The 25,817-nt window shown below is 73.9% G+C and carries 23 protein-coding genes; 3 read left to right on the plus strand and 20 right to left on the minus strand.

Annotated elements, in window-relative coordinates:
* Nucleotides 1-156 precede the first annotated feature (156 nt).
* Nucleotides 157-1,659 (plus strand): aldehyde dehydrogenase family protein, encoded by a 1,503-nt coding sequence (locus tag ACIQAC_RS35555; RefSeq protein ID WP_402198675.1) that lies wholly within the window; start codon nucleotides 157-159, stop codon nucleotides 1,657-1,659.
* A gap of 93 nt (nucleotides 1,660-1,752) precedes the next feature.
* Here the strand turns inward: ACIQAC_RS35555 and ACIQAC_RS35560 are convergent, their stop codons facing one another.
* The 9 genes from ACIQAC_RS35560 to ACIQAC_RS35600 form a co-directional block, all read right to left on the minus strand.
* A complete protein-coding gene (locus ACIQAC_RS35560) occupies nucleotides 1,753-2,010 on the minus strand; it encodes an NUDIX hydrolase (RefSeq protein ID WP_402198677.1) in 258 nt (85 codons plus the stop codon).
* A 270-nt stretch (nucleotides 2,011-2,280) separates the two neighbouring features.
* The gene (locus tag ACIQAC_RS35565; protein ID WP_402198760.1) at nucleotides 2,281-2,946 is read right to left on the minus strand and encodes a response regulator transcription factor; all 666 of its coding nucleotides are present in this window, start codon (nucleotides 2,944-2,946) and stop codon (nucleotides 2,281-2,283) included.
* Nucleotides 2,947-3,402: 456 nt separating this feature from the next.
* Complete coding sequence (locus ACIQAC_RS35570) at nucleotides 3,403-3,576, minus strand: hypothetical protein (RefSeq protein ID WP_402198766.1); 174 nt, start codon at nucleotides 3,574-3,576, stop codon at nucleotides 3,403-3,405.
* A 139-nt stretch (nucleotides 3,577-3,715) separates the two neighbouring features.
* Entirely contained in the window at nucleotides 3,716-4,126 is a 411-nt protein-coding gene (locus tag ACIQAC_RS35575) for a GNAT family N-acetyltransferase (protein WP_402198679.1), read from the minus strand.
* Nucleotides 4,110-5,399, minus strand: coding sequence for an adenylosuccinate lyase (gene purB, locus ACIQAC_RS35580; protein WP_402198682.1), 1,290 nt, complete (start codon nucleotides 5,397-5,399; stop codon nucleotides 4,110-4,112). The genes ACIQAC_RS35575 and purB overlap by 17 nt, the downstream gene beginning before the upstream one ends.
* Before the next feature lie 77 nt (nucleotides 5,400-5,476).
* Nucleotides 5,477-6,973, minus strand: a complete 1,497-nt coding sequence (locus ACIQAC_RS35585) for a glutamine synthetase (RefSeq protein WP_402198684.1) — start codon at nucleotides 6,971-6,973, stop codon at nucleotides 5,477-5,479.
* 157 nt (nucleotides 6,974-7,130) lie between these two features.
* Nucleotides 7,131-8,522 carry an amidase gene (locus ACIQAC_RS35590; RefSeq protein WP_402198687.1) on the minus strand — a complete coding sequence of 464 codons (1,392 nt, stop codon included), beginning with the start codon at nucleotides 8,520-8,522 and terminating at the stop codon, nucleotides 7,131-7,133.
* Between the two features lie 58 nt (nucleotides 8,523-8,580).
* Nucleotides 8,581-10,521 carry a hypothetical protein gene (locus tag ACIQAC_RS35595; RefSeq protein ID WP_402198688.1) on the minus strand — a complete coding sequence of 647 codons (1,941 nt, stop codon included), beginning with the start codon at nucleotides 10,519-10,521 and terminating at the stop codon, nucleotides 8,581-8,583.
* Nucleotides 10,518-10,847, minus strand: a complete 330-nt coding sequence (locus ACIQAC_RS35600) for a ferredoxin family protein (protein WP_402198690.1) — start codon at nucleotides 10,845-10,847, stop codon at nucleotides 10,518-10,520. Before ACIQAC_RS35600 ends, ACIQAC_RS35595 begins: the two co-directional genes overlap by 4 nt.
* Nucleotides 10,848-11,192: 345 nt before the next feature.
* On the opposite strand from ACIQAC_RS35600, the gene ACIQAC_RS35605 reads away from it, so the two are divergent.
* Nucleotides 11,193-12,275 (plus strand): methyltransferase, encoded by a 1,083-nt coding sequence (locus tag ACIQAC_RS35605; protein ID WP_402198692.1) that lies wholly within the window; start codon nucleotides 11,193-11,195, stop codon nucleotides 12,273-12,275.
* A 59-nt stretch (nucleotides 12,276-12,334) separates the two neighbouring features.
* Here the strand turns inward: ACIQAC_RS35605 and ACIQAC_RS35610 are convergent, their stop codons facing one another.
* The 9 genes from ACIQAC_RS35610 to ACIQAC_RS35650 form a co-directional block, all read right to left on the minus strand.
* The gene (locus ACIQAC_RS35610) at nucleotides 12,335-13,174 is read right to left on the minus strand and encodes a HEAT repeat domain-containing protein (RefSeq protein WP_402198694.1); all 840 of its coding nucleotides are present in this window, start codon (nucleotides 13,172-13,174) and stop codon (nucleotides 12,335-12,337) included.
* Nucleotides 13,175-13,337: 163 nt separating this feature from the next.
* On the minus strand, nucleotides 13,338-14,882 hold the full coding sequence (locus ACIQAC_RS35615) for an FAD-dependent monooxygenase (protein ID WP_402198696.1): 1,545 nt from the start codon (nucleotides 14,880-14,882) through the stop codon (nucleotides 13,338-13,340).
* Nucleotides 14,883-15,018: 136 nt separating this feature from the next.
* The gene (locus ACIQAC_RS35620; protein ID WP_402198698.1) at nucleotides 15,019-16,527 is read right to left on the minus strand and encodes an FAD-dependent oxidoreductase; all 1,509 of its coding nucleotides are present in this window, start codon (nucleotides 16,525-16,527) and stop codon (nucleotides 15,019-15,021) included.
* A gap of 1 nt (nucleotide 16,528) precedes the next feature.
* A complete protein-coding gene (locus ACIQAC_RS35625; protein WP_402198701.1) occupies nucleotides 16,529-17,470 on the minus strand; it encodes an aromatase/cyclase in 942 nt (313 codons plus the stop codon).
* A gap of 41 nt (nucleotides 17,471-17,511) precedes the next feature.
* Nucleotides 17,512-18,297 (minus strand): 3-oxoacyl-ACP reductase FabG, encoded by a 786-nt coding sequence (gene fabG, locus ACIQAC_RS35630; protein WP_402198703.1) that lies wholly within the window; start codon nucleotides 18,295-18,297, stop codon nucleotides 17,512-17,514.
* Between the two features lie 15 nt (nucleotides 18,298-18,312).
* A complete protein-coding gene (locus tag ACIQAC_RS35635; RefSeq protein ID WP_402198706.1) occupies nucleotides 18,313-18,615 on the minus strand; it encodes an acyl carrier protein in 303 nt (100 codons plus the stop codon).
* 99 nt (nucleotides 18,616-18,714) lie between these two features.
* Nucleotides 18,715-19,047, minus strand: coding sequence for a TcmI family type II polyketide cyclase (locus ACIQAC_RS35640; RefSeq protein ID WP_402198707.1), 333 nt, complete (start codon nucleotides 19,045-19,047; stop codon nucleotides 18,715-18,717).
* A 421-nt stretch (nucleotides 19,048-19,468) separates the two neighbouring features.
* Nucleotides 19,469-20,161 carry an antibiotic biosynthesis monooxygenase family protein gene (locus tag ACIQAC_RS35645; RefSeq protein WP_402198709.1) on the minus strand — a complete coding sequence of 231 codons (693 nt, stop codon included), beginning with the start codon at nucleotides 20,159-20,161 and terminating at the stop codon, nucleotides 19,469-19,471.
* An 85-nt stretch (nucleotides 20,162-20,246) separates the two neighbouring features.
* On the minus strand, nucleotides 20,247-21,725 hold the full coding sequence (locus ACIQAC_RS35650) for an FAD-dependent monooxygenase (protein ID WP_402198710.1): 1,479 nt from the start codon (nucleotides 21,723-21,725) through the stop codon (nucleotides 20,247-20,249).
* Nucleotides 21,726-21,890: 165 nt separating this feature from the next.
* On the opposite strand from ACIQAC_RS35650, the gene ACIQAC_RS35655 reads away from it, so the two are divergent.
* Nucleotides 21,891-22,367, plus strand: a complete 477-nt coding sequence (locus tag ACIQAC_RS35655; RefSeq protein ID WP_402198711.1) for a nuclear transport factor 2 family protein — start codon at nucleotides 21,891-21,893, stop codon at nucleotides 22,365-22,367.
* A gap of 301 nt (nucleotides 22,368-22,668) precedes the next feature.
* Here the strand turns inward: ACIQAC_RS35655 and ACIQAC_RS35660 are convergent, their stop codons facing one another.
* Together ACIQAC_RS35660 and ACIQAC_RS35665 are read right to left on the minus strand one after the other, a co-directional pair.
* Nucleotides 22,669-23,634, minus strand: a complete 966-nt coding sequence (locus ACIQAC_RS35660) for a 4'-phosphopantetheinyl transferase family protein (protein WP_402198713.1) — start codon at nucleotides 23,632-23,634, stop codon at nucleotides 22,669-22,671.
* A gap of 95 nt (nucleotides 23,635-23,729) precedes the next feature.
* Complete coding sequence (locus tag ACIQAC_RS35665; RefSeq protein WP_402198716.1) at nucleotides 23,730-25,613, minus strand: acyl-CoA dehydrogenase; 1,884 nt, start codon at nucleotides 25,611-25,613, stop codon at nucleotides 23,730-23,732.
* Between the last annotated feature and the right edge of the window lie 204 nt (nucleotides 25,614-25,817).

Genomic DNA, 25,817 nt, shown 5'->3' on the forward strand with positions numbered 1-25,817 from the left:
CGGACCGACCCACGTTCACCGATTACCGCGTCAGCCGATCCCGGCCTCGGCCACATCCCGCCTCGGCGGACCCCCGCCTCGGCAAATCCCCGCTTCGACCGGATCGCGATCCCCTGCACCGCACACGACCTGTGCGGATTCCGTTGGAGGTGTCTCATGACCACCCGCTCGAACACGAACACGACCCCGGACTCGGACTCGGGCTCGGCCCCGGTCCCGGACTCGGCCGCGACCCCGTCCCCGCGTTTCCCCTCGCCCGCCCATTGGATCGGTGGCCGGCCGGTGCCGGGCGGCCCGGACGTCATCGACGTCGTCAATCCCGCGAACGGCCGAGTCATCGCCGCGGTCCCCGCGGGCACCGCGGCGGACGTGGACTCGGCGGTGGCAGCCGCGCGTACGGCCTTCCCGGCGTGGGCCGCGACCGGGGTGACCGACCGCGTGGCGACCGTACGCCGCCTGGCCGACGTCCTGGAGAGCCGCGTCGAGGAGATCGCGCTCACCATCACGGCCGAACTCGGCTCGCCCCTCACCGAGTCCCGGATCGCCCAGGCCGGTCAACCCGTCGCGCTCGCCCGCGCCACGGCCGACGTCGCCCAGGACTTCCCCTGGAGCGAGACGATCGGCAACTCGCTGGTTCTCCGGGAGTCCCTGGGGGTGGTCGGCGCCATTACGCCCTGGAACTTTCCCCTCAACCAGATGATGTCGAAGGTCGCCCCGGCGCTCCTCGCGGGCAACACGCTGGTGGTGAAGCCGTCCGAAGTCACCCCGCTGACCGCGCGCATCCTCGCCGAGGCCGCCGCGGAGGCGGGCCTGCCCGGCGGCGTCCTCAACATCGTGCACGGCGCGGGTCCGGTGGTGGGCGCGGCGATCACCGCCCATCCGGACGTCGACATGGTGACCTTCACCGGTTCCACGGCCGCGGGCCGGCTCGTCGCGGCATCGGCCGCCGACAGCGTGAAGCGCGTGACGCTCGAACTCGGCGGCAAGTCGGCCAGCGTGGTCCTCCCCGACGCGGACCTGGAGAAGGCCGTCGCGCTCAGCCTCGCGAGCGCCTGGTTCAACAACGGGCAGGTGTGCGCCGCCTGGACCCGGCTGATCGTGCCCGCCGATCGTCAGCGGCAGGTGGCGGAGCTGCTCGTTGCTGCCGCGGAAGGCTTCCGTGTCGGAGACCCGATGAGCGAACCGACCCGCCTCGGGCCGTTGGTCTCCGAGACCCAGCGGGAGCGCGTGGACGCGTACATCCGGCGGGGGCTGGCCGACGGCGCCCGCCTCGTCTTCGGAGGTCCGGGCCGCCCCGATGGATGCGAGACGGGCGCCTACGTCCGGCCGACGATCTTCACGGACGTCGATCCCGACGCGGTCATCGCCCAGGAGGAGATCTTCGGCCCCGTGCTGTCGGTGATCCCCTACACGGACGAGGAGCACGCCGTGGCCATCGCCAACAACAGCGTCTACGGGTTGCACGGCGCCGTCTTCGGCGAGCCGGACCACGCCCTGTCGGTCGCCCGCAGGCTCCGCACCGGGCAGGTAGACGTCAACGGCGGCCAGTACAACATGGTGGCGCCCTTCGGCGGATACAAGCAGTCGGGCAACGGCGGCCGGGAGTTCGGCCGCTACGGCCTCGACGATCAGCTCGAAACGAAGTCCGTACAGCTCTGAGCCGGTCCGGGAACTCCCGGGACACCGTGGAGGTTCCGATGCGCGGCGGGGACGTCGAGGATCCGATGCGGACCGGGACCGCTGAAGTGCCGTTCACACTCCGCCGAACACTGTTTCCGGGCGAATACCGACCGCCGTGTCCGCAAGCAACCCGCTGACGCGGGGCCCGCGAGCTGCGGCGGGTACGAAGTCGCCCTGGTGGAGGGGCAGGTGGCCGCGCGTGCTCAAGGGCCACCCCGAGGTGGACCGGCTGCGGCGGTCCGCGAAATGGCCGGATCGGCGCGCCGCAAAATGTTCCCGTAGGACCGTCTCCCGCGGCGTCTCACCCGCCTCGGCTCCGCCGCCGGGCATCGGCCAATGTCCCGGCCACGCGATGCCGGCCTTGTTGTCCCGCGGCTGGAGCAATCGGCCCGGGGCGCAGCGCAGTCGCCGGCCGGGGCAGGCCGGGCCGGGGAGATGCGGGAGCGGGGGTGGGGGGTGCGGCCCGTCCCGGGGCGGCCGTCTGCTCAGGACGAGGCCGGGGCGGTCAGTGGCGGGTGCCGCTCACGTGTTCCGGGCACGCAGGAAGGCGCCGGGGACCGCCTCACGCCCCGTGCGCGGTGTGCCGCTGTCCGCGGCGGTTCAGGGGGTGCCGAGCATAAAGCCGACGCCGCGGACGGTGATGATCCAGCCGCTGTCACCGAGTTTGCCGCGCAGGCTGCTGACGTGGGTGTCGACGGTGCGGCGCGACCAGGAGTCGCCCCAGACCTGCTGGAGGAGCTGCTTGCGCGGGATGACGGTGTCGGGGTGCGAGGCCAGCAGGCACAGCAGGTCGAACTCCTTGCGGGTCAGGGCGACTTCCTCCCCGCCCAGCAGGACCTCGCGCGAGCCGACGTCGATGTGCAGGCGGCCGTGGCGGATCTCGCGGGCCGCGGCGGGCTGCCACTGGGTGCGCCGCATCACGGCCTCGATCCGCGCCATCAGTTCCCGCAGCCCGTAGGGCTTGGCGACGTAGTCGTCGGCGCCGGCCTGCAACCCGAGGACACAGTCGAGTTCGGAGGCGCGGGCGGTGACGATGATGACGGGCACCCGGCTGACCGCGCGGATCGCTCGGCACACCTCCAGGCCGTCCAGGTCGGGCAGTTCGAGGTCGAGGAGGACCAGATCGGCGTCCTCGTGGGCGCGCAGCGCGGCGCTGCCCCGTTTCACCCCGTGTGCCTCGTGGCCGTGCCGGCGCAGCTGGGTGAGCAGCAGGTCGGCGCAGGAGGTGTCGGCGTCGACGACGAGGACCCGGCGCCCGGAGGGCATCGAGACGGGCGCGCCGAGACCGAGGACGGCCGGCCCGGGCGGTTCGCGGTCCGCGACGGGCCGCGGGAACGGCGACGGGGCGGGTGGACGCGGGTCGAGCAGCGCCTGTGCCGGTGTGTGGGTCATGCCTCCCCCAGGGGCCTGGGCGGGCGCGCGTGCCGGGGCCCGCACCCTGGTGTCGAATCTAGGCACCGGCGGTCGAGCCCCGGTACAGCCGCCACCGACCCGGCCGGCCGGTGCACGCCACCCGGCCACGCCCCCCAGCAGGCCACGCACCCCCCAGCCGGCCCGGTCCGGCTGCCGGCCGGGGGGGTACGGCCCGATGCCCGCCGGAGACGGTGCTCCGGCGGGCATCGGACTTGTCGGGGGGCCGGGGTGCGGCGGGGCCGGCCCGGGGTGCGGGCGGGCCCGGGCCGGCGGCCGGGTGTGCGGGGACGGGGGTACCCGGGGGCGGGTTTAGAAGTAGTGCTTGCGTCCGCCGACCATGCGGCCGCTGGCACCGAGGATCCACAGGACCGCGCCGACCACGACCAGGATCCCGCCGACGGTCGTCAGGAGCGAGACACCGACCAGCAGGCCGATGAGGAGCAGGATGACGCCAAGGACAATCATGTCGGTTCCGATCTTCACGTCTCTTCGGTGCGTGCGGGCTCTCGCTCGCTCGCAGCACCCTGTTTCCGGTCACGGTGCGCCCGGTCGTGCACCCCCCGGGTGCCCCGCTCACGCCCGCTCATGCCCGGGCCGTGACCGGAACCTGCCGCCCTTTTCGTCAGGCGGTGCTGCTGAGGACCCAGGCCGAGGCGTGGCGGATGAAGCCGAGGTGGGGGTAGTAGTCGACGGCGGCCGGCGCGGACAGCAGGACGATCTTGGCGTCCGGGGCCTGGGCGCGGGTGGCGTCGATCAGGGCGCGGCCGATGCCGGAGCGCTGGCGGCCGGCCACGACGGCGATGTCGGACAGGTAGGTGACGTAGGAGAAGTCGGAGACGGCCCGCACGATGCCCAGCAGGGTGTTGTCCTGGTCGCGGGCGACGAGGACGAGGTTGGCGTGGGTGAGCATGGCCGCGAACCGTTCCCGTTCCTCCACCGGGCGGCGTTCGCCGAGGCCGGAGGCGTGGTAGACGGCGAGGACCTCGTCCAGGTCGAGGGTGGCGCCCTCGACGCGGTCAATCTTGACGCTCATGCAGTTTCTCCAGTCGGGTGCGGATCACGTCGTGGCGGGTGAGGAACCGCTCGGGGGCCAGTGCGGTGGCGGGGTGGATGCCCTGGGCGGCGAGGGCGGCGCCGAAGTGCTCGCCGGTGGTGACGGTGTGCAGGGCGGCGGCCTGGACGCTGCGGTAGGCGTGTTCGCGTTCGGTGCCGTTGCCGAGGAGTTCGGCCAGGACGCTGGAGCTGTACAGGAGGCCGTCGGTGTTGTCGAGGTGGGCGCGCATCCGGCCGGTGTCGACGTGCAGGGATGCGATCAGGTCGGCGGCCTTGGTGGCCTGGTAGTGGCCGACGCTGAGGCTGTCGGGGAGGATGACGCGTTCCACCGACTGGTGGGCGAGGTCGCGTTCGTGCCACAGGGCGACGTTCTCCAGGGCGGTGTCGGCGTAGCCGCGCAGCAGCCGGGCCAGCCCGCACAGGCGTTCGCTGGTGGTGGGGTTGCGTTTGTGGGGCATGGCGCTGGAGCCCTGGTAGGCGCCGGTGCGGGTCTCTTCGACCTCGCGGACCTCGGTGCGTTGCAGCAGCCGCATCTCCAGGGCGATCTGTTCGACGCAGGCGCCCAGGGTGGCGACGGCCTGGAGGAGCTGGGCGTGCCGGTCGCGGGCGACGACCTGGCTGGGTGCGGGTTCGGCGGCGAGTCCGAGGGCGGCGCACACGTGTTCTTCGACGCGGGGGTCGATGAGGGCGTAGGTGCCGACGGAGCCGGAGACGGTGCCGACCGCGACGGCGTCCCGTGCGGCGGCCAGGCGGTGCAGGCAGCGGTCGATGCCGAAGGCGTGGCCGGCGAGTTTGTGGCCGAAGGTGGTGGGTTCGGCGTGCACGCCGTGGGTGCGGCCGACCATGACGGTGTCGAAGTGTTCCAGGGCGCGGGTGGTCAGGACCCGGCGCAGCCGGGTGGCGGCGGCGGTGAGCAGGTCGGTGGCCGCGGCCAGGGTGTGGCCGAGTGCGGTGTCGACGAGGTCGTAGCTGGTCATGCCGTGGTGGACCCAGCGGGCGGAGGCGGCGGGGATGTGCTCGCAGTAGGCGGCGAGGAAGGAGAGCACCTCGTGGTCGCGTTCGCGTTCGATCTCGGCGACCCGGGCGGGGTCGGGGACGGGGGCCCGGCGCATGTCGGTGACCGCCTGCCGCGGTACGTGGCCCAGGTCGGCCTGTGCCTCGGAGGCGAGGATCTCCACCCGCACCCAGGTGGTGTAGCGGGCGTGGTCGGTGAACAGGGCGGCCATCTCGGGCAGTGTGTAGCGGTCGATCATGCGGGCCTTCCTCGGCAGGAGGCGGAACAACGGCACGGCCGGGGGGACCGGCCGCCCATGTGGATGTGTGGGGGGGGTCAGTAGGCGCCGAAGTATTCGCGCTGTTCCCAGTCGGTGACCTGGCCGGGGGCGGGGTCGGCGCTGTGGCACCAGGTGGTGTAGCGGTGCAGTTCGCTTTCCTTGAGTTTGGTCAGGCAGGCGGTCAGGGGTGCGCCCAGCAGGGTGGCGGCGCGGCCGGCGCGGAAGGCGTCGAGGGCTTCGGCGAGGTGCTGCGGGACGAGTGCGGGCGGCCCGGGAGCGGTCGCGGGGGCGGCGGGGGCGGTGAGTCCTTCGAGGCCGGCGAAGAGCTGGGCGGCGATGGCGAGGTAGGGGTTGGCGCAGGGTTCGCCGATGCGGTTCTCGATGTGGGTGCCGGCGCCGTGGCCGACGATGCGGAGCATGGCGGTGCGGTCTTCCTCGCTGAAGCCGGGCCGGGTGGGGGCCAGGGCGTGTTCGGCGGCCAGGCGGCGGTAGCCGTTGACGGTGGGCACGGACAGCAGCAGCAGTTCGCGGGCGTGGGAGAGCAGGCCCTCGGCGTAGGCCTTGCCGTGCGGGGACACTCCCGCGGACAGGCCTTCGGCGCGAAAGAGGTTGGCGCCGGTGGTGAGGTCGGTGACGGACTGGTTGAGATGCCAGCCGCTGGGGTCGGCGGCGTCCAGCTGCGGCAGTGACATGAAGGAGGCGTGGTGGCCGCGCCGGGCGCACCAGTTCTTGGTGACGGTGCGGAACAGGAGCATGGCGTCGGCGGTGTCCAGGGCGGACATCGGGCTGAACGTGGTCTCGACCTGGCCGGGCCCGGACTCGTGTTCCATGGAGCGCAGCGGCAGTCCCAGGCGCAGCAGGTGCAGGGCGAGGGGGTCGGTGAGGGGGGCGACGGTGTCGTAGTGGGTGTCGAGGTTGAACTGGTAGCCGGCGTTGACGGCCTCGACGTGGGGTGCGCTGCCTTGCAGGCCGAAGCCGTTGCCGGTGTTGCCGGGGGCGTTGTCCAGGCGGCGGGTGAGGTACCACTCGACTTCCAGGCCCAGTACGGGGGCCAGGCCGCGGGCGGTGTAGCGCTCGACGGTGCGGCGCAGTACGGCGCGGGAGGACAGCGGGTGGGGGGTGCCGTCGCGCAGGTACTCGTCGCCGATGACCCAGGCGGTGCGGGCGCCTTCGCCGGGCAGTTCCTGGAAGGTGAGCGGGTCGGGCACCAGGACGAAGTTGCCGGCGCCGGTGATCTCGTCGACGCCGATGCCGTGGTCGCCGGTGAAGTCGACGGCGACGGCGTGTCCGGTGTCGAAGAGGTAGGGGCCGGGGCTGAAGTTCATGCCGTTGCGCAGGACGGCGCGGAAGGCGTCGGCGGTGAGGGTTTTGGAGCGGGCCAGGCCGTGCGGGTCGCCGAAGGCGAGGCGGACCAGGTCGATGCCGTCCAGGGCGGCCTCGACGCGTTCGGCGGCGGCCAGGCGTGCTGCGTCCCACAGGCCGTGGTCGGCGACGAACGAGGGCCGTCCGACGCTGCCGTCCGCGGCGGCGGTGGACCATGACCTGACATGCATGGAAGCGTCCTTTCGACGGGCAACGGGCAACGGGCGGGCGGGCGACGGGCGATGGCCGGGCGCGACGGGCGGGGGTCGGGCGGGCGGTGGGCCGCCGGGGGCTGCGGGGGCTGCGGGGGGCTGCGGGGGGCTGCGGGGGGCTGCGGGCCGGGCGGGGTCAGTGGGTGGTGGCGGGGTGGTGGGTGGTGCGCAGGGGTGGGGGTGGCAGGAGGCCGAGGTCGGTCTCCAGTCGGGCGGCGAGGGACAGGACGAGTTCGTCGGCGCCGACCGGGCCGACCAGTTGCAGGCCCACCGGCAGGCCGGCGCGGGTGAGTCCGGCGGGCAGCGACAGGGCGGGCTGGCCGGTCATGTTGAACGGGTAGGAGGCGGGCGCCCAGGCCAGCCATTGCAGATCGCGCGGGTCGGCTGCCCAGGCGGGGCCGATGGCGCCGGCCTCGAAGGGCTCGACGGGCACGGCGGCCATGGCGAGGATGTCGTAGCGGTCCATCACCGCGCGCAGGGTGGTGCGCAGGCTCTGGCGGACCTCTTCGGCGCGGATGACGTCGGCGCCGGACAGGGTGCGTCCGTGGCGGATGACGGCGAGGCGGCCCGGGTCGGCGTCCTGGTCGTCGCCGGGGCGGGCGCCGGCCGCCTCGAAGGCGGCGGTGATGTCGACGAGGGCGGGGTAGATCCGCTCGCAGCGCACCTCGACGTCCTCGATGGTGTGGCCCTGGGCGGCCAGGGCGTGGCGGGCCTGTTCGCTGACGCGGCGTACTTCCCCGCCGGTGCCGTCGTACTCGATCCAGCCGATGCGCAGCACGGGTCCGGTGCGTGGTGCGTCGAGGGAGCCGAGGCCGGAGTCGGGGTCGTCGGGGTGCGGGCCCTGGAGGGTGCGGGCCATCAGGGCGGCGTCGGCGACGGTGCGGGTGAGGGGGCCCTGGTGGGCGAGGCGGTCGGCGCCGTGGGGGAAGTAGGGGATGCGGCCGTAGGAGGGTTTGAAGCCGACGACGCCGCAGAAGGAGGCCGGGATGCGGATCGAGCCGGCTCCGTCGGTGCCCAGGGAGGCGTCGCACAGGCCGGCGGCGACGGCCGCGGCGGCGCCGCCGCTGGAGCCGCCGGCGCTCAGGCGCGGGTCGTAGGGGTTGCGGGTGGGCGGGGCGACACGGCTGACGGTGGAGGCGCTCCAGCCGTATTCGGAGGTGGTGGTCTTGCCGACGACGATCGCGCCGGCGGCGCGCAGCCGGGCGACGGCCGGGGCGTCCTGGCGGGGCCGGTCGTTGGGCAGCAGGGAGCCGCGGGTGGTGGGCAGGTCGCGGGTCTGGAGGAGGTCCTTGACGGAGACGGTGACGCCGAGCAGGGGCCGGCTGTGCCAGGCGTTCGGGCCGTGGCGGCGGATCAGGGCGTCGGCGTGTGCGGCGGCGGCGAGTGCCTCCTCGCCGGCGACGGTGACGTAGGCGCCGAGGGTGTCCTGCTCGCGGGCGGCCGCGAGGACGGCGGTGGTGTGCTCGACGGCGGACAGGTCCCCGCGCGCCAGCAGGTTCCTGGTGTGGCTGATGCCGCGGGCGTTCATCGCGCTCCCCCTACGTTTTCGGGTCGGGCCGCTCGGCGCACGGGGCCGGCGGCCGGGGTCAGGACGCCCGGCGGACGGGACCGGCCGTACTGGCGGCGTCGGCGGGTGTCTGGCCGGTGACGGTGTTCAGGTGCCAGGCGGAGTCGAAGGCGGTGACCTCCAGCGCGGTGCCGGCGGCGGCGAGCCGGGCGGCCAGGGCGGTGGCCCGGCCGATGAACGCCGACACCCGGTGTGCGGCGAGCAGGTCCTGTTCGTCGAAGGGGTCGCCGGTGCAGCGCAGCAGCCGCAGGTCGGTGAAGCCGTCGAAGCGGCGGCCGTCGACCTCGATGCCGTGCGGGGAGCGCAGCGCGAACCGCACGTTGTTGTTGACGTGGCCGTGGTGGTGCTGGTCGGAGTAGAAGGCGATGTCCGGCAGGAGCGGCGGGACGAAGTGGTCGCGGGCGGTGACTTCGGGCACCGGGGGCAGGTTGCCGGCCAGGAAGTGCCAGGAGTTGTACTGCATGCGGGAGGACATCGCCCAGGCGGCGTCGGCGAGGGCGGTCTTCGAGCCGCCGAAGTGGGCGGCGGCCTGGGGGCGGGGTACCACGCAGCAGAAGAAGTGGGTGATGTCCCAGTCGCAGATCTCCGCGAACCGTTCGCCGCGCAGTGCCCGCACCAGGTCGGGCAGGGAGCGCATGCCGCGGCTCATCGCGAAGTCCGCGCCGAACGCGTCGGTGGTCGCGGCCACCGTCTCGAAGACGAGGGACTCCAGGCCGGTGGCGAACGCCCCGTGGGGCTGGGCCAGTACGCCGGGTGCGGCGGCCAGGTGGCCGGCGAGTTCGTCGAGGGTGGTGCCGGGCAGGCCGAGGGCGGTGCGCAGGCGGGCGGTGACGGCGTCCTCGCGGGCTCGGGCGCGATCGCCCGGGGCGGCGGCCACCCGTTCCACCTTGTGCATGAGCGCCCCGTGGATCTCGCGGTAGAGCTGTCCGCCGGCGCGGGCCAGGGCGGGGCGTGCGGTGCGCAGGGCGGTGGCGAGCCGGTCGAGGTCGGCGACCTGGTGGGAGGCGGCGGCCGGTACGGGGGTGAGGCCGGGGACCGTGTTGTAGGCGCGGCGTACGCGTTCCAGGGTGTGGGCGACGTGGTCGACGCTCAGCTGGGTGCCGTTGGCCTCCTCGACGCGGCCGAAGCCGGCCGAGCGGATGAGCAGGGTGAGGCAGACCACCAGCTGGGTGTCGTGGTCCGACCACAGGTCCAGCGGGAGGCCTTTGAGGGTGCCGAGCGCGCAGTGCGGGTGGCCGGGGCCCAGGGTCTTGCCGGTGAGGGTGTTGGGGCCGCGGAAGTTGGTGTACTGGCGTTCTTCCTGGTGCAGGACGAACGGGGCGGTGCGCAGTGCCGCTTCCTGGGCCTGGGCCAGCAGCGCGTCGCGGCCCTGCGGGCCCTGGGCGTCGAGCCAGGCACGGCAGTCGGCGGCCGCCTGCTCGCCGCGCAGGCGCAGCCGTTCGCGTTCTTGCCGGTACCTGGTGAGGGTGTCGGCGTCCCATGCCACGCGGCGTACGCCGCCGACGAGTTGGCGGGGGTCCAGGGGGCCGCTGCCGGGGGTGCGCAGCGCGATCCGGCCGCCGGTGGTCAGCCCGATCTCGCCGGGGAACACACCCCGCCCGCCCACCGGCACACCCGCCCCCGCTTGCGCCGGCCCGGGGTGGGGGTGTTGCCAGTTCAGTCCGGTCAGGGCGGTCAGGGCGGCCTGTTCGGCGCGGCCCAGGGCCCGCAGCTGCACGTCGGCGGGGACGTGTTTGTCGAGGGTGAGCAGCACGTGCAGGCTCTCGCCCAGGCCGGCGGCGCCGGCCGCGCGCTGCCAGACCCGCTGGAGCAGGGCGGGGAACCCGGCGTCGGGTGCGGCGGTGCGGTCGGGTACGGGGGTGGTTCCGGCGGGGATGCCGAGCCGGCTGGGGCGGCGGCTGATCCGCTTGCGCGCGTTGGCGGCGCGGCGGGAATCGGGGCGCCCGGCGGGGTCCTTCACGCGGCACCTTCGGCGGTGAGTTCGATGTGGTTCCACATCGCGGGGTCGGTCGGACTCCAGCTCTCGTCGACGTAGATGCAGTCGACGGGGCATTCCAGGACGCAGGAGGGGCAGCCCGAGCACAGCTCGGGGACGATCACCACGTCCAGGCCGATGTCGAAGACGGCGCCGAACTCCGCGGGGCAGCCGCGCAGACAGCTGTCGCAGGTGATGCACTCGGACGTCTCGATACGCCGCGGAGGCTTCTTCCAGTTGTCGGCCCGGGAACGCCGGGCGATGCGGTCGGCGCGCTCCGACAGCGCTGCCGACGAGGCAAGCTTCTTCACGGGATCGGCCCCCTCCGGGAGTCTTCTCGGCCACGGCCGAGACGGACGGTCCCGATCGTCACCGCCGCCCCTGGACTGCGCCCGGAGCGCGGGTGGGGACCAGCTGGAGCCCCGCCCCGCCCGGCACGAGCCCCCGCAACAGGCCGGGCGCCGGGGCGGGTTCGAGCGGGGTGCGAGCGGGGCCCGGCCAAGGGCGTGCAGCGTGGGGGGTCCAGGCGTGCATCCGGGCGAAGTCCGGTTCCGGGTGGGCGCCGGCCTGTCCGCCCCCGGCGGGGTGGGCGGGCTGCGCCGCGATGCTGCCCGCCGCCCCCCAATTTTTGCTTTCCGACTGTCGGAGGATGTCCCATGCCGCTGCCGCCCGCCCGTGTCGTCCGGGCCGTCGAGGGTGTGCGCAACGCCCTGCTGAAGCTGGTGCGCAAGCTGGCGCCCGCACCGTTCTCACTGCTGGAGATCGTGCAGGGCGCCATGCTCAGCCAGGCCGTCTACGCCGCCGCCGAGCTGCGGGTGGCCGAGGCGCTGCGCGAGGGCCCGCTGGACGTGGACACGCTCGCCGGGCGGGTCGGCGCCCACCCGGAGACGCTGGGCCGGCTGCTGCGGCTGCTGGCCGCCAACGACATCTTCCGGCAGGGCAGGGACGGCCGTTTCGAACTGACCCCGATGGCGGGCGCGTTGCTGGAGGACGCGCCGATGTCGATGCGCGGCATCGCGGTGCTGATGGGTCATCCGGTGCACTGGGAGGACTGGTCGCACTTCGTGGAGGCGGTGCGGTCGGGCGAGCCGAGCCTGCCCAAGCTGCGCGGCATGAGCGCGTTCGAGTTCCTGGAGGCCAAGCCGGAGTACGGCGAGGTGTTCGCCAAGGGCATGGGCGCGATGTCGGCGACGGAGACCGAACCGGTACTGGCCGCCTACGACTTCTCCGCCTTCAATACGGTCGTGGACTTCTGTGCGGGCCGCGGCGAGCTGATCGCGGGCATCCTGAAGAAGTCACCGGGGACGCGCGGGATCCTGTCCGACCCGCGGGTGGCGCACAACGGGGCCGCCGAGTATCTGGCCGGGCAGGGGGTGGCCGGGCGGTGCGAGGTGGTGCAGGGCGAGCTGTTCGGGCCGGTCCCGGGCGGCGGGGACGCCTACGTCCTCAAGCACATCGTGCACGACTGGCCGCCGCGGCAGGCGCTGGAGATCCTGCGCAACGTGCGGGCCGCGATGCGGCCGGGCACACGGCTGCTGCTGATGGAGATGGTCGTCCCCGACAAGCGCAACGCCCCGCACGCCTCGAAGCTGGTCGATCTGTGGCTGATGCTGCTGGTGGGCGGCAAGGAGCGCACGGCGGCGCAGTACGGGGAAATCCTCACGCAGGCCGGTTTCCGTCTGGAGCGGGTGGTGCCGACCGCCGGGGCGATCGCGGTCGTGGAGGCCACCGCCATCTGACACCCCATCACCCCCGTCAACCCCGGCAGCCGGGGCGGGGGGTGGGGGGTGGGGCGGGGTCAGTGTGCCGCGCGCGCCTTTTGCGCTTCCCGCGCTTCCCGTGCTTCGCGGGCTGCCTGGACGGCCTCGCGGACGTCGGGGTGCGGATCGCCGGCGAGGGTGTCCAGCAGGTTGCCGACGCCGGGGGTGGACCAGCGGGCGACGGCCCGTACGAGGTCCTCGCGGACCCCGGCGTCGGGGTGGCCGGCGAGGCGGCCCAGCTCGGCGAGCGGGCCGCGCCGGCGCCGGGCGAAGCCGTGCAGGGCCTGGCGCAGTACGGCCGGGTCCCCCGGGTCACCGGCCGCCGCGACCTGGGCGAGCAGGATCCGGGCGGGCGGCGGCGGGCCGTCCAGCGGATGCGGCAGCCGCTCGCGCAGGCGCCGCGCCCCCCAGCCGCCGCGCACCTGGCATCCGAAGCAGGTGCAGGGGCGCACCCCGTGCGCGTCGGGCACATAGCGCCAGCCGGTCACCTGCGGTGCGGTGCGCAGCCGGTGTATCTCGCGCGGGCGGATCGCCCGGGGAACGAACACCTCCCAGCCGCGCGGGTCCTCCAGCGCGGCGATCCGGCGTACCGCCTCGGACGCGGCGACGCCCGCCTGCGCGTTGCCGGCCCGGTCGGCGTAGCGTCCGACGAGGACGTCCTGGGTGTCGTCCAGGCGCAGGTGGACGGCGATCAGCCCGCCCCGGCTGCCGAACCGGGCCAGTTCGCGCAGCCACTGGTGGGTGAGGGTGTAGGAGGGCAGGACCGGGAAGCAGTACACGCCGCGTGCGCCGTCCTGTCCGTGGCTGACGGCCCGGATGCCGCAGCGGCGGATACGCGGCGCGTGGGCCGCCGAGGTCAGGTGCACGAACATGGCCATGCCGGGATGTTAGGTGACCGCCTCGCCAGGGGCCCGGCCGGGCACGGGAGCCGGGGGCGGCGCGCGTGCCGTGCCGCGGGTGTGCGAGGGCCGGAGACGACGAGAGGGGCGCCGTCCGCGTGGTGCGGACGGCGCCCCCTTTCTTTGTCGTCGTGTGGGCGGGTCAGGCGGCGGTGCCGAACCAGCGGTCGAGGGCCTCGGCGAGACCCTCGATGGCGCCGGGGGTGTTGCTGGTCCAGACGACGTGGCCGTCGGGGCGGACCAGGAGGGCGGTGGCGCCGGCGAACGCGGCCTGGGCGGCGGGTCCTTCGGGGGTGACGGTGAGGGTGTCGACACGGTCGGCGTGGCCGGCCGCCGCGGTGTGCAGGGCGGGGTCGGCGGTGAGGCCGAGGAGGAGGCCGCGGCCGGTGTGCAGGAGGCGGAAGGTGTCGGTGGCGCCGTCGGGGGTGGCCAGCGGGTGCTTGCCCAGGCGGCGGCCGAGCAGCGGATGCCCCTGCCCCGCGTCTGCGGCCGGGTTCTCGCTGTCGGCGGGGTCGGTGAGGTCGTAGCGGATGTCGAGGTGGGAGACGATGCCGGCGAGGTGGCGGCGGACCGTTTCGTAGCCGGTGAGTTCGCCCAGTACCAGGCGCAGCGGGTCGGCGCCGTCGCCGCCGAGGAAGACCATGCCCTGGGCACGGGTGTTCATCAGCAGCCGGCGCCCGACGGGGTGGCGTTCGCTGTGGTAGGTGTCCAGGAGGGCGGGGTGGGCGCGGCCGGTGGTGACGGCGGCGAGTTTGAAGCCGAGGTTGACGGCGTCCTGCACGCCGGTGCTCAGGCCCTGGCCGCCGGCCGGGAGGTGGATGTGGGCGGCGTCGCCGGCGAGCAGGACCCGGCCGCTGCGGTAGGTCTGGGCCTGGCGGGTGGCGTCGCTGAAGAAGCTGACCCAGGCGGCGCCGCCGTGGCTGATGTCCTCGCCGGTGATGTGCTCCCAGGCCTTGGCGACTTCCTCGAAGGTGACGGTGTCCTCGGCGGAGCGGGCGGCGGCGCCGTGCGGGCAGACGATGATGCGGTGCACGCCCTCGCCCAGGGGGGCGGCCATCACCATGCCGTTGGGCAGGGTCTCGCCGAGGTAGCGGGGTGTGAGGTCGAGGCCGGTGATGTCGGCGAGGAACATGGCGCGGGTGGCTTCGGTGCCGGGGAAGCCGATGCCGGCGAGTTTGCGGACGGTGCTCTTGCCGCCGTCGCAGCCGACCAGGTAGGGGGCGCGCAGGGTGCGGGGGCCGTCGGGGGTGGAGACGGTGATCTGGACGTGGTCGGCGGTGGTGAAGCCGTCGTCCAGGGCGGTGATCTCGTGGCCGCGGCGGATGTCGGCGCCCAGGTCGCCGGCCCAGCCGGCGAGGACGGCCTCGGTCTGGCTCTGCGGGATGCCGCGCGCCCCGAAGTGGGCGCCGTCAAGGGCGGTGAAGTCGAACTGGACGCCGCCGAAGTGGCCGATGTCGCTGACCGCGAGTGTCTCGCCCTGCCCGAAGCGGGGCAGGATGCCGCGCTGGTCGAAGACCTCCATGGCGCGGGCGGTGAAGCCCAGGCCGCGGGACTGTCCGGTGGGCTCGGCCAGCCTGTCGAGGACGATCACCTCGGCCCCGCCCAGGCGGAGTTCTCCTGCGAGCATCAGCCCGGTCGGGCCGGCGCCGACGACGATGACGTCGGCGTCCATCGTGGTGTCCTGCATGGTCGTGGATCCCTCTCGGTAATCAAGGCTCGGACGGCGGCGGACAGGGCGCGGGTGAGGGGCGGCGGCAGGCCCAGGAAGCAGGCGGGGGCAGACGGTCGGGGACGGGGGTGGGGATGGGGTGGGGTGGGGGTGTTCAGGGGGTGCCGAACCAGCGGCGGGTGGCCTGGTCGAGCCGGTCGCCGTCCGGGCCGCCGGTCCACACGATGTGGCCGTCGGGCCGGATCAGCAGGGCGGGGGTGGCGGCGAGCGGGGTGCGGGGGGCGGCGCCGGCGGTGACGGTGTCGATCCGGTCGGCCAGGCGCGGGTCGAGGGGCGGGGGTTCGCTGCCGACGCCGAGGAGCAGTCCCCGCCCGGAGCGCAGCAGTTCGGCCGGGCAGCAGCGGATCGCGCCGACGCGCAGGGCGACGTGCGGGACACGCCGGCCGCTGAGGGGGTGGGCGGGGCCGCCGGTGTCGTAGCGGACACCGAGGCCGCTGACGGCTTCGGCGAGGCGGGTGCGGACGCTGTCGTGGGTGAGGAGTTCGGTGAAGACGGTGCGCAGGCCTTCGATGTCGGGGCCGGCGAGCAGGAGGTGGGCCTGGGCGCGGATGTGGGCCAGGGCGGCGGCGCCGACCGGGTGGCGTTCGCTGTGGTAGGTGTCCAGGAGGGTGTCGGGGGCGGTGCGGTCGAGGGTGGCGGCGAGTTTGAAGCCGAGGTTGTGGGCGTCCTGGAGGGCGAGGTTGAGGGACTGGCCGCCGATGGGCATCTGGCGGTGGGCGGCGTCGCCGGCGAACAGGACGCGTCCGTGCCGGTAGTGGGCGAGCTGGCGGGCGGCGTCGTCGAAGTGGTTGACCCACAGCGGGGTGCCGGTGGAGATGTCCTCGCCGGTGACGCGTTTCCAGGCGTCGGTGATCTCCTCGAAGTGCGGGGCGCTGCCGGGAATCCGGTCACGGGCGGGGGTACCGAAGGCGTGGACCATGACCCGGGTGGTGCCGGCCCGGTTGCGGGCGGCGACGGCGAAGCCGGCGGGCAGCCGCTGGAAGCGCCGTTCGGGGATGTCGATGCCGTTGACGTCGGCGCGCAGCAGTTCCCGCGTGGCGGGGGTGCCGGGGAAGGCGGCGCCGGTCAGGCGGCGCACGGTGGAGTCCTGTCCGTCGCAGGCCACCAGGTAGGCGGCGCGCAGGGTGAGGGGGGTGCCGTCGCGGCCGGTGGCGGTGGCCTCGACGTGGGTGGGGCGGGCGGTGACGGTGTGCAGGGTGTGCCCGCACCGGAGGTCGGCGCCCAGGCCCAGCGCCCATTCCTCCAGCACGGCCTCGGTCCTGGCCTGGGGGACTTTGAACTGGCCCGGCCAGGGGGTGGGCAGCGTCAGGTCCATGGGGATGCCGCCGAAGTGGCCGCGTGGCTCGTTCGGGGCGCCGGTAAGGCCGGTGAGCAGGCCGCGGCTGTCGAGGATCTCCATGGTGCGGGCGTGCAGGGTGGTCGCACGCGAGGCGGTGCTGGGGCGGTGGCGCTGCTCGACGAGGGTGACCTGGATGCCGCGCAGGGCGAGTTCCCCGGCCAGGAACAGGCCGGCCGGGCCCGCGCCGACGACGATCACCTGGGTGTCGACGTGCCGCGCGGGCCCGGCGGGTCCGGCTGTGCCGTGTGCGGGAGGGGAGGCCATGTCAGCGGTTCCGCTCCGCGTAGGCCTTGGCGTGGCCGAGGGTGGCGAGGCTGTTGGTGCTCAGTGCGCCGTGGACGTAGGCGCGGGCGTCGGCGACGGTGGCCTGCGGGCCCAGAACCGCGGTGATGTTGGCGGTGTTGAGGGTGACGGTGTGCTGGGAGGAGGCGCTGGCACCGGTGTTGGTCTCCTCGAACGTCCACACGCCGGTGTGCAGGGTCATCAGGGCGGGCAGGGTGACCTGCTTGTAGGCGATGCGGGTGGGGCTGGTGACGACGCGGTAGGACTTGGTGGTGTGGGTGGAGCCGTCCTTGGCGCGGGTGTCCATCTCCAGTTCCTGGAGGCCGGGGGTGTCCTCGGTGAAGCGGACGCGGGCCACGTGCGGGAGGCGTTCGCTCCACCGGCCGGCCTCGTTGACGAAGTCGAAGGCGTCCTTGGCGGCTCCGTCGATCGTGACGGTGTCGGTGAAGGAGAACGTCAGGTCCTCGGTGTCGGCGCGGTGCACGCGTTCGACGTTGTCCTTGAGGGCGGCGAGTTCGGCGGTGCTGTTCTTGTCGACGGCCCGCTCGATCCACAGCAGGTCGTGGGGGTCGTCGCCGACGGCCCGGTAGTCGTGCAGCAGCCGTACCCGGGCGCTGTCGTGGCCGGCGTCCTCGACGATCCAGGTGCCGCTCATGGCGGCGACCGGCGGCGCGGGTACTTCCTGGCGGAAGGTGATGCGCCGGGCGGCGGCGTCGAGGGTGCGGTGGGAGGTCCAGGTCTTGGGTTCGCCGTTGGCGGTGGCCCAGATCCGGATGCGTTCCTCGTTGCCGGCCGCTTCCTGCCGGTCGACGTGGATGGTCGGCGGGAAGATGAGCGGCCAGTTGGTCACCTCGGCGAGGAGACGGTAGACGGCGGCTGCGGGTGCGCTGATCGTGATCTCGTGCTCGACCTCACGAGTCGTCATCGGGGCTCTCCTCGGTACGCGGGTTGAGGGCGGGGCGGAGCTCAGAAGTTGCCGAGTCCGCCGCAGACGTTGAGGGCCTGGGAGGTGATGGACGCGGCGGGGTCGGAGGCCAGGTAGCCGACCAGGCCGGCGACTTCCTGGGGGGTGGAGTAGCGGCCGAGGGGGATCTTCGCCTGGAACTTCTTGAGGATCTCGGACTCGGTGGTGTCGTAGGCGGCGGCGTAGCCCTGGCGGACCCGTTCGGCCATGGGGGTCTCGACGTAGCCGGGGCAGACCGCGTTGACGGTGATGCCGGTGGGGGCGAGTTCGTTGCCGAGCGCCTTGGTGAAGCCGACGACGCCGTGCTTGGACGCCGAGTAGGGGGCGCCGAGGACGACGCCCTGCTTGCCGGCGGTGGAGGCGATGTTGATGATCCGGCCGCGGTCCTTGGCGCGCATGCCGCCGGTGGTCAGGACCTCGCGGGTCATACGGAAGACGCTGTTGAGGTTGGTGTCGACGACGTCGTTCCACAGTTCGTCGGTGAGGTCGGCGGTGGGGCCGCCGCCGGAGCGGCCGGCGTTGTTGACCAGGACGTCGACGGAGCCGAACACGTCGACGGCGGCGCGCACGAACTCCCGTACGGAGTCGGTGTCGCGGACGTCGAGCTGCTGCCCGTCGACGTCCAGGCCCTCCTCGCGCAGTGTCTTGGCGGTGCGGGAGACGTTCTCGGCGTTGCGGGCGCCGATGAACACCTGGTGGCCCTGCTGGGCCAGCAGGCGGGCGACTTCCAGGCCGATGCCGCTGGTCGCGCCGGTGACCAGGGCCACCCTACGGATGGTGTCGGGCATGAGGGTGTGCTCCTGTCAGGCGGCCGCGGAAGACGGGGACGGGTTCTGGGTCTGGGTCTGGGTCTGGGAGAGCTGGGCGTTGACGGCGTCGATCAGGTCGCCGGGGGTGATCTCGTCGCTGAGGTCGTCGTCGTCCAGGACGATGGCGTACTCGCGTTCGATGCGCCCGCCGGTCTCCAGCAGGGCGATGGACTCATAACCGAGCACCTCGAACGTGGTGTCCAGGATGTCGCCGGCGAGGTCGACGTTCTCGTCCGCGCCCGCGGCCTCGATCAGGATCCGCCTGAGGTCGTCGAGGGTGAACTGGCTGCTGGCCATGGGTGATTCCTTCGGTCTCGGGGCCGTGGGCCCCCGGCTGATCGGTGCGTTGCCCCCCGGCCGGACGCCGGGGACGAAAGGGAGGAAAGGCGTTCGGGGTCAGGCGGGCGGGGCCTGCCAGCGGTAGAAGCGGCGGGCCATCGCGTCGGCCGGGGAGCGCCAGGTGGCCGGGTCGTAGGGGTCGATGAACGGGGTGAGGTCGTCACTGATCCGCCGGAAACGCGGGTCGTCCTTGGCGGCCTGGATCAGTTCGCCGCCGTTGTCCTCGTCGAAGTCCTGGAGGTGGAAGTACAGGCCGTTGAAGGCGAACAGCTGGCGCCGGCGGGTGCCCATGCGGTGCGGCATGTCGGTCTCGTCGAAGGCGGCGAACAGCTTGGCGACGTCCGTGCTCGCACCGGGCGCCATACGGGCCACGATCAGCGTGCTGTGCATAGGTCTCTCACTCCTTGGCGTCTCAGGGTCCGGCGCCCGGCGGGCCCGGCACCCGGGCGGACCGGGGGCGGACCGGTGCGGGCCGGGTGGACCGGTGCGGGCCGGTGTCTGGCGGTGCAGGTCGGCGCGTGCCGGGCGGACCGGTGCGGACCGGGCGGGCCGGTGTCTGGCGGTGCAGGTCGGCGCGTGCCGGGCGGACCGGTGCGGACCGGGCGGGCCGGTGTCTGGCGGTGCAGGTCGGTGCGTGCGGGGCGTGCCGGTGTGGCGGCCGGGGCCCGGCGGGCCGGTGTGCGGCCGCAGGGCCGGACGTAGCCCGCAGGGCCGGTGTGCGGCGCTGCGGGCCGCGCTGCCGGAGCCGGCCCGACCCTGCCCCGCCCTGCCCTGCCCCGCCCTGCCCGGGTTCGGGTTCGGGGTGGGTGGGTTATTCGCCGGCGGCGCGGGTGTGGACCACGCGGTAGGTGTTGGAGTCGCTGGCCGTCTTCAGGGCGTCGATGCGCTCGTCGTTGACGCGGCGCGGCTTGGGCTTGTCCTCGTGGGGCAGGGCGCGGAAGGCGTCGTAGCTCTCCTTGCTGTCCCACTGGGAGTAGACGACGGCGAAGGCGCCCTCGACGAACATGGCGCGCAGGCCGCGGAAGACGCTGTGGGAGCGGTAGCCGGGCACGTTGACGAGCCAGTCCTGGCCCTGGCCGAGCAGGGTGAGCAGTTCGGCCTGGTCGGCGTCGGCGACCTGGTAGACCTCGATGGCGGTGTAGTCGTCGCGCTGCGGGGAGACCTTCACACCGTCCAGGCCGGGCCGGCTCTGGCTGAAGACGATCTCGTTCTGGAGCAGCCGGATCGCGGTGGTGATCTCACGGAAGACGGGCAGTGTGCGGTGCTTGAACTCCTCGCCGGAGTACCGCTTTTGCAGGTCCTCGCCGCTGCGCCACTGGATCAGGTTGGCGGTGCCGGGGCTGTCCTGCCCGGCGTGCACGGTGGAGGAGATCCACCCCTCGTAGGCGGCCGCGTCGACGATCTTCTGCATCTCGGTGAGCAGCTGGTCCTGGTTTTCGGGGGTGTCGGTGGTGAACAGGTTGAGGACGGTCAGGTAGTTGTCCTCGGTGGAGATGCTCGGCATGGTCTCTTTTCGCTTCCTGGAAGGGTGAACGAACGGGCGTGGACGGGGCGCAGGCCCGCAACAGCGGGTGCCGGCGGGGTGCCGGTCAGGTGGCGGGGCCGAACCAGCGGGCGAGCGCGTCGGTGAGCGCGATGCCGGCGGTGCCGGCGCCGGGGCCCTCACCGGGGCCGCCGACCCAGGCGATGTAGCCGTCGGGCCGTACGAGGAGCGCGTCGAGGCCGCTCTCGCCGTCGGGGTCCTGCACGGTGACGGTGTCGACCCGGTCCGACCAGCCGGCGCCCGCCTGCCGCAGTGCGCTGCTGCCGGTGAGGTCGAGGAGCAGTCCGCGGCCGGCGGCGAGCAGGCCGATGACGCTCTGCTTGTTCCCGTCGCGGGTGATCTCGCGGTCGGCGAGGCGCCGGCCGAGCAGCGGGTGGCCGTCCGCGCCGACGTCGTGGCGGATGTCCAGGCCGGTGACCATGCCCACGAGGTGGCGCTGTACGTCCTGGTTGCCGGCGACCAGTTCGGTGAAGACCTCCCGCAGCGGGCCGGCCTCCTCGCCGCCGAGGTAGAGGGTGCGCTGGGCGAGGGTGTTGGCGAGGATGCGGGCGCCGACCGGGTGGCGTTCACCGTGGTAGGTGTCCAGCAGGCCTTCGGGGGCCCGGCCGTTGATGTCCAGGGCGAGTTTCCAGCCGAGGTTGACGGCGTCCTGGATGCCGGCGCTCATGCCCTGCGCGCCGATCGGCAGGTGGATGTGGGCGGCGTCCCCGGCGACGAAGACCCGGCCGCTGCGGTACTGGGCGGCCTGCCGGCTGACGTCGGTGGTGGAGGACACCCACCGCGGTGTCGCGGCGCTGATGTCCTCGCCGGAGAGGCGTTCGAAGGCCTCGGCGACCTCGGCGAAGGTGATCGGCTCGCCGGCGGTGCGCAGCGGCTGGGCGCGGTCGTAGTAGATGACCCGGCTCATGTCCGGGCCCAGCGGCAGCACCATCACCATGCCGCCGGGCACCGGCTCGCCGCTGAACCGCGGCCGCAGCGCTACGCCGGTGATGTCGGCGAAGCGCAGCTCGACGGTGGGCGCGGTGCCGGGGAAGTCGATGCCGGCGCCGGTGCGTACGACGCTGCGGGCCCCGTCGCAGCCGACGACGTAGCGCCCGCGCAGGCTGCCGTCGTGGGTGTGGACGTCGACGCCGTTCTCGTCCTGGGTGATGCCGGTGACCTCGACCCCGCGGCGCACGCGCACCCCGCGCTCGGCGATCCAGCCGGCGAGCATGGCCTCGGTACGGGACTGGGGAATACCGCGGGCTCCGTAGGAACCGCCCTCGACAATGCGGTAGTCGAGCGGGACTCCACCGAAATGCCCGAACGGAATGACATCGACGTCACCGAGCCGGGAAAGCAGTCCGCGCTGCGCGAATTCCTCGATCGTGCGCGCGGAGAAACCGAGTGCGCGGGATTCCCGGATGGGCTCGGCAAGCCGGTCGACAACCAGGGCGGAGACTCCATGGAGACTCAACTCGCCCGCGAGCATAAGTCCGGTGGGACCTGCTCCTACTATGATCACGTCCGCGTCAAAGGTATTCATCTGCCCTCTTCCGACTGGTGTTTGACGAGTATTGCCGGGCCATGAGTGAACGGTAAAGCGACTGCTGTACAGGCCTTTGACAATCCGTTACAGAACTCTGGCGGTAATGTCAGATCTCTGGCAGGGATCTGGTCGCGGAAGTACGGGCGGCGCCATGCTCGGGCGGTGACTTCCAACCATGTGCGTGCGGCCGCACACCCGGCCGCCGAATCCGCCGAATCCACTGAAGCGGTCCTGGTCGCGGAACTCCTGGGCCGTTATCTGATCGCGCTCGACGACGGGGAACTCGACGACGCGTGGGCGCGGAGCCTGTTCACCGGCGACGCGGTCGTCACCTTCCCGATGAGCCGCCACGAGGGGCGGGCCGGGCTCGCCGCGTGGCACCGGGCCTCGCTGGCGTCGTTCGCGGCGACCCAGCATCTGGGCTCGCCGCCCGTGGTGGAGGTGGCGGGCGGGCACGCCCGGTTCCGGGCGCAGGTCCTCACCACCCATGTCCACCATCCCGGCGCCGACGGGCCGCCGCTGTTCCGGGCGGGCACCCTCGCCACCGGCAGCGCCCGGCGCACCGGCGAGGGCTGGCGGCTGGACACCCTGTCCTTCCACGTCCTGTTCACCGAGGGCACCCCACCCACCCGCCCCTGAACCCACCCCCCGGCCCGGCCCGGACCTCTCCCCCGGCCCGGACCTCTCCGCCGGCGCCCGGGCTCCTCCCCCGGCCCCGGGCTTCTCCCCCGGCCGCCGTTGCCGGCCCTGTTGCCGGTCCCGTCTTGCCCGGCGCCCCGGCGCCCGCGCGCCCTGACGTCCTGGCGCCCGCGCGCCCTGACGTCCTGGTGCCCGCGCGTCCTGGTGTCCTGGTGTCCGGGGCGGGGTGCCGGGTTGGCCGGGCGGGTGCTCGTGTGTGTCGGGCAGGGGCGCCGGTGCCGGGTGTTGGGGTGGGCCGGTGTCAGATGTCGACGACGTCCGGCCGCTGTTCGCCGGGGGGTGTCATCGCGGTCAGCAGGCGGCGGTCGAGCATGGTGTCCACCGAGGTGTCGCCGGCCGGGTCGAGGCCCATGTCGTGGCAGGCGGCGCTGATCAGGTAGCGGCCCAGGACGGGGTGGGTGGCGAAGGCCCATTCGTCGCCGAGGGCGGCGCCGCCGTCGGGGGTGCGCAGTCCCCCCAGCGCGAGGTCGAAGCCGAACTCGGTGAAGGGCAGCCGCATGCCCTGCCCCAGTGCCTTGGTGTAGGCCTCTTTCAGGGTCCACAGCCGCAGGACGCTCGCGGCCCGCTGGTCCTCGGGCAGGGCGTCGAGGGCGGCGGCCTCGGCGGGGGTGCACATCTGGGTGCGCATGACGGAGAGGTCGAAACGGCGGTCGGCGCGTTCGGCGTCCAGGCCGATCCGTCCGATCCGGCTGATCGCGACGGCCATGAGTTCACCGGTGTGGCTCAGACCCACCTCGACCTGGTCCAGGCCGCGCAGATAGGGGCGTCCGCCGAGCCGGTAGGCGATGTCGAGGTCTTCGGGCGCGATGCCCAGCGCGGCGGCGGCCGTGTACTTGATGAGCAGCCGGGACGCGGCGAACCGGCAGCGCACCGCCGGGTCCTGGGTGGCGGTGTAGCGGGCGAAGTCCCGGCCGAGCAGGGCCCGCAGCCGGGGGGTGGTCAGGACCGCGGGCAGCCATTCGGTCCAGGTCGCGTACGCCATCGCCGCCCCGCGGTCCAGGAGGTCCTCCCGGATCCGCAGCCAGGAGCTGTCGGGGCGGGGGATGTGCACCGGCGGGGCGATCGCACTGCCCTGGGCGGTGGCGACCGTGCCCAGGGCGCTGAGCCGGTGCAGGCCGTCCAGGACCCCGGCCACGTCCCGGGCGTCGAGGTCGTCGGTGGCCCGCCCCTCCTCGCGGGGCGCGGCGGTGGGCTCGCTGTGGTGCACGGCGTTCGCCTCCTTGGGTTCGTCGGCCGGCCCGGCCCCGGGCGGGGCTATGGGCCGCGCCCGGTGCGCAAAACCGTTTCTGCGGGGGGCGGTTGTCATGCGAGGCGCATCCCGTACAGGTCGAAGCTGTAGCCGTTTCGGTAGCGCTCGACGAGGCCGGCGGCGAGGTCCTGGGTGACGCCGTCGGGCGGGGCGGGCACGTCCAGGCCCAGGCGGCGGCCGAAGCGGGTCAGGGCCAGCAGCGCCCAGTCGGGGGCGGCGAGCAGGGCGCCTTCGGGGGTGTGGGGGCGGGCGTTCTCGCGGACGGCGAGGCAGGAGGCGGCGGCCAGGAGCAGGCAGTAGCGGTCGACGAGGACGTAGGCGGCGGGGGCGGTGGTGGCGGGGCGCGAGGTGAGGGCGGCGCAGCGTTCGGCGAGGTGGTGGACTTCGGTGGCGAAGGCGGCGGCCAGGTCGGCGAGGGCTGCCCAGCGGGGCCCGTGGTGGCGTTGGCCGTCCAGGCGGGCGGCGGCGCCCAGGAGGACGGCGAGCAGTCCGTCGCAGCCGGCGCCGGCGTCGCGGGGTTCGGCGTCCAGCCGCCGGAAGTCCAGCCCCCCCACCCCCGACCCCGTTCCCGTTCCCGTTCCGCTGGTGTGGGTGGCGGGGGTGAACAGGGCGGCGGGTGCTTCGTGTCCGGGTCCGTCGCGCCAGCCGGCGCCGGCCGCGGCGAGGCTGCGCAGGTGGGGGACGAGGACGGCCTGGGTGTCGGCGGTGCCGGCGTGGCCGAGGCCGGCCACGGGCAGGTCGCGGACGAGTTTTTGGAATCCGCCGTAGGCGGGGCCGCGGTCGTAGCCGCGGGCGCCCAGGACGGCGGCGAGTTCGTCGAGGTCCTCGTGCAGGAGTGCGGAGACGGCGTACTTGACGGCGGCGGAGGGGATCAGGGCGTGTTCGGGGGCCAGGTCCAGCAGCCGCAGGCCGGTGACGGCGAGGCTGTCGCAGGCCAGCAGGTCGGCGAAGACGCCGGCCAGGACGCGGGCCCGGCGTCCGCGCAGGACGACGCCGCGGCGGGACTCGGCGACCGCGCGCACGGCGTAGCGCAGGGCGCTGTCCATGCCGGCGACCAGGGCGCCGCCGGAGACCAGGGCGCGGCTGACCTGGAAGGTGCGCAGGGCGAGCGGGACGCCGTCGCCGACGGCGCCGACAAGGGCTTCGGCGGGGACGGGGCAGTGCAGGAGTTCGAGTCCGGCGTAGTGGGCGCCGCGCATGCCGTGGGTGCGGGCGCGGGGCAGCCGGCGCAGGGCTTTCGCGGGCAGCCGGCCGGTGTCCAGGAGGAACACGGAGTGGCTGTCGGGGCCTTCGCCGGGGGCGGTGCGGACGTAGGCGACGAAGGCGTCGGCGCGGTCGGCGTTGATGACGACTTCTTTGCGGCCGTCGAGGATGTGGCCGCCGCCGGGGGCGGGGCGGGCGGTGTACTCGCCGCGCAGGATGGCGTTGGCGTGGGCGAACTCGCGGTGCAGGATGGTGATCCGGCCGCCCCCGAGGAGGAGCCGGGCGGTGTCGCGGCGCTGCTGTGCGGTGCCGGCCGTCCACACCACGGACGCGGCGAACAGGGCGGTCATCCCGGCGCCGAAGCCCAGCGCCACGTCGCGGCGCAGCAGGGGCCGCAGGACCTGGGCGAGGGCTTCGACGCCGGTCAGGCGCCCGCCCAGGGCGGCGGGCACGAACTCGGCGCCCAGCCCGTAGCGGTGCAGGAGTTCCTCGGTGGCCGCGGGCACCTCGCGCCGTTCGTCGGCGGCGAGCAGGGCGTGCTGGCCATGCGGGTTGGCGGCCGCGAAGGGATCACCCAGCAGCTCCTCGACAAACCGCGCCCGCACGGCCCCGCCCCCGGCGGGCGGGGTGAGGACGGAGAGAGGAGAGGTGGTGGGGCCGGTGGTGGGGCCGGTGGTGGGGCGTCCCCCGGGCGCGGACAGGTCGGCGGCGCCCGCGGTCAGGCTGTCGTTCACGTGGAACCTCCGGCTTCAGGACGTCCGGTGTTCGCGGACGGGCAGGCGGTGCGGACGAGGCGGGCGGACGGGACGGGGGCGGTTGGCGGTTGGTTGGTGCGGGGGGCGGAGGCTTTCCGGGGGGGGGAGGGCGTGCCGCCCGGCGGGGTGGGGATCCCGGGGGCGGCACGCCCGGCAGGGAAGACCGGCGGACCCGCCTCAGGA

Source organism: Streptomyces sp. NPDC088387, assembly GCF_044753385.1.
Classification (GTDB): Bacteria; Actinomycetota; Actinomycetes; order Streptomycetales; family Streptomycetaceae; genus Streptomyces.

Bases quoted from the DNA above. Each gene is read 5' to 3' on its own strand.
- ACIQAC_RS35555 (WP_402198675.1), top strand. From the start codon at position 157: ATGACCACCCGCTCGAACACGAACACGACCCCGGACTCGGACTCGGGC.
- ACIQAC_RS35560 (WP_402198677.1), bottom strand. From the start codon at position 2,010: ATGCCCGGCGGCGGAGCCGAGGCGGGTGAGACGCCGCGGGAGACGGTC.
- ACIQAC_RS35565 (WP_402198760.1), bottom strand. From the start codon at position 2,946: ATGCCCTCCGGGCGCCGGGTCCTCGTCGTCGACGCCGACACCTCCTGC.
- ACIQAC_RS35575 (WP_402198679.1), bottom strand. From the start codon at position 4,126: ATGAGCGTCAAGATTGACCGCGTCGAGGGCGCCACCCTCGACCTGGAC.
- purB (WP_402198682.1), bottom strand. From the start codon at position 5,399: ATGATCGACCGCTACACACTGCCCGAGATGGCCGCCCTGTTCACCGAC.
- ACIQAC_RS35585 (WP_402198684.1), bottom strand. From the start codon at position 6,973: ATGCATGTCAGGTCATGGTCCACCGCCGCCGCGGACGGCAGCGTCGGA.
- ACIQAC_RS35590 (WP_402198687.1), bottom strand. From the start codon at position 8,522: ATGAACGCCCGCGGCATCAGCCACACCAGGAACCTGCTGGCGCGCGGG.
- ACIQAC_RS35605 (WP_402198692.1), top strand. From the start codon at position 11,193: ATGCCGCTGCCGCCCGCCCGTGTCGTCCGGGCCGTCGAGGGTGTGCGC.
- ACIQAC_RS35610 (WP_402198694.1), bottom strand. From the start codon at position 13,174: ATGGCCATGTTCGTGCACCTGACCTCGGCGGCCCACGCGCCGCGTATC.
- ACIQAC_RS35615 (WP_402198696.1), bottom strand. From the start codon at position 14,882: ATGCAGGACACCACGATGGACGCCGACGTCATCGTCGTCGGCGCCGGC.
- ACIQAC_RS35620 (WP_402198698.1), bottom strand. From the start codon at position 16,527: ATGGCCTCCCCTCCCGCACACGGCACAGCCGGACCCGCCGGGCCCGCG.
- ACIQAC_RS35625 (WP_402198701.1), bottom strand. From the start codon at position 17,470: ATGACGACTCGTGAGGTCGAGCACGAGATCACGATCAGCGCACCCGCA.
- fabG (WP_402198703.1), bottom strand. From the start codon at position 18,297: ATGCCCGACACCATCCGTAGGGTGGCCCTGGTCACCGGCGCGACCAGC.
- ACIQAC_RS35635 (WP_402198706.1), bottom strand. From the start codon at position 18,615: ATGGCCAGCAGCCAGTTCACCCTCGACGACCTCAGGCGGATCCTGATC.
- ACIQAC_RS35640 (WP_402198707.1), bottom strand. From the start codon at position 19,047: ATGCACAGCACGCTGATCGTGGCCCGTATGGCGCCCGGTGCGAGCACG.
- ACIQAC_RS35645 (WP_402198709.1), bottom strand. From the start codon at position 20,161: ATGCCGAGCATCTCCACCGAGGACAACTACCTGACCGTCCTCAACCTG.
- ACIQAC_RS35650 (WP_402198710.1), bottom strand. From the start codon at position 21,725: ATGAATACCTTTGACGCGGACGTGATCATAGTAGGAGCAGGTCCCACC.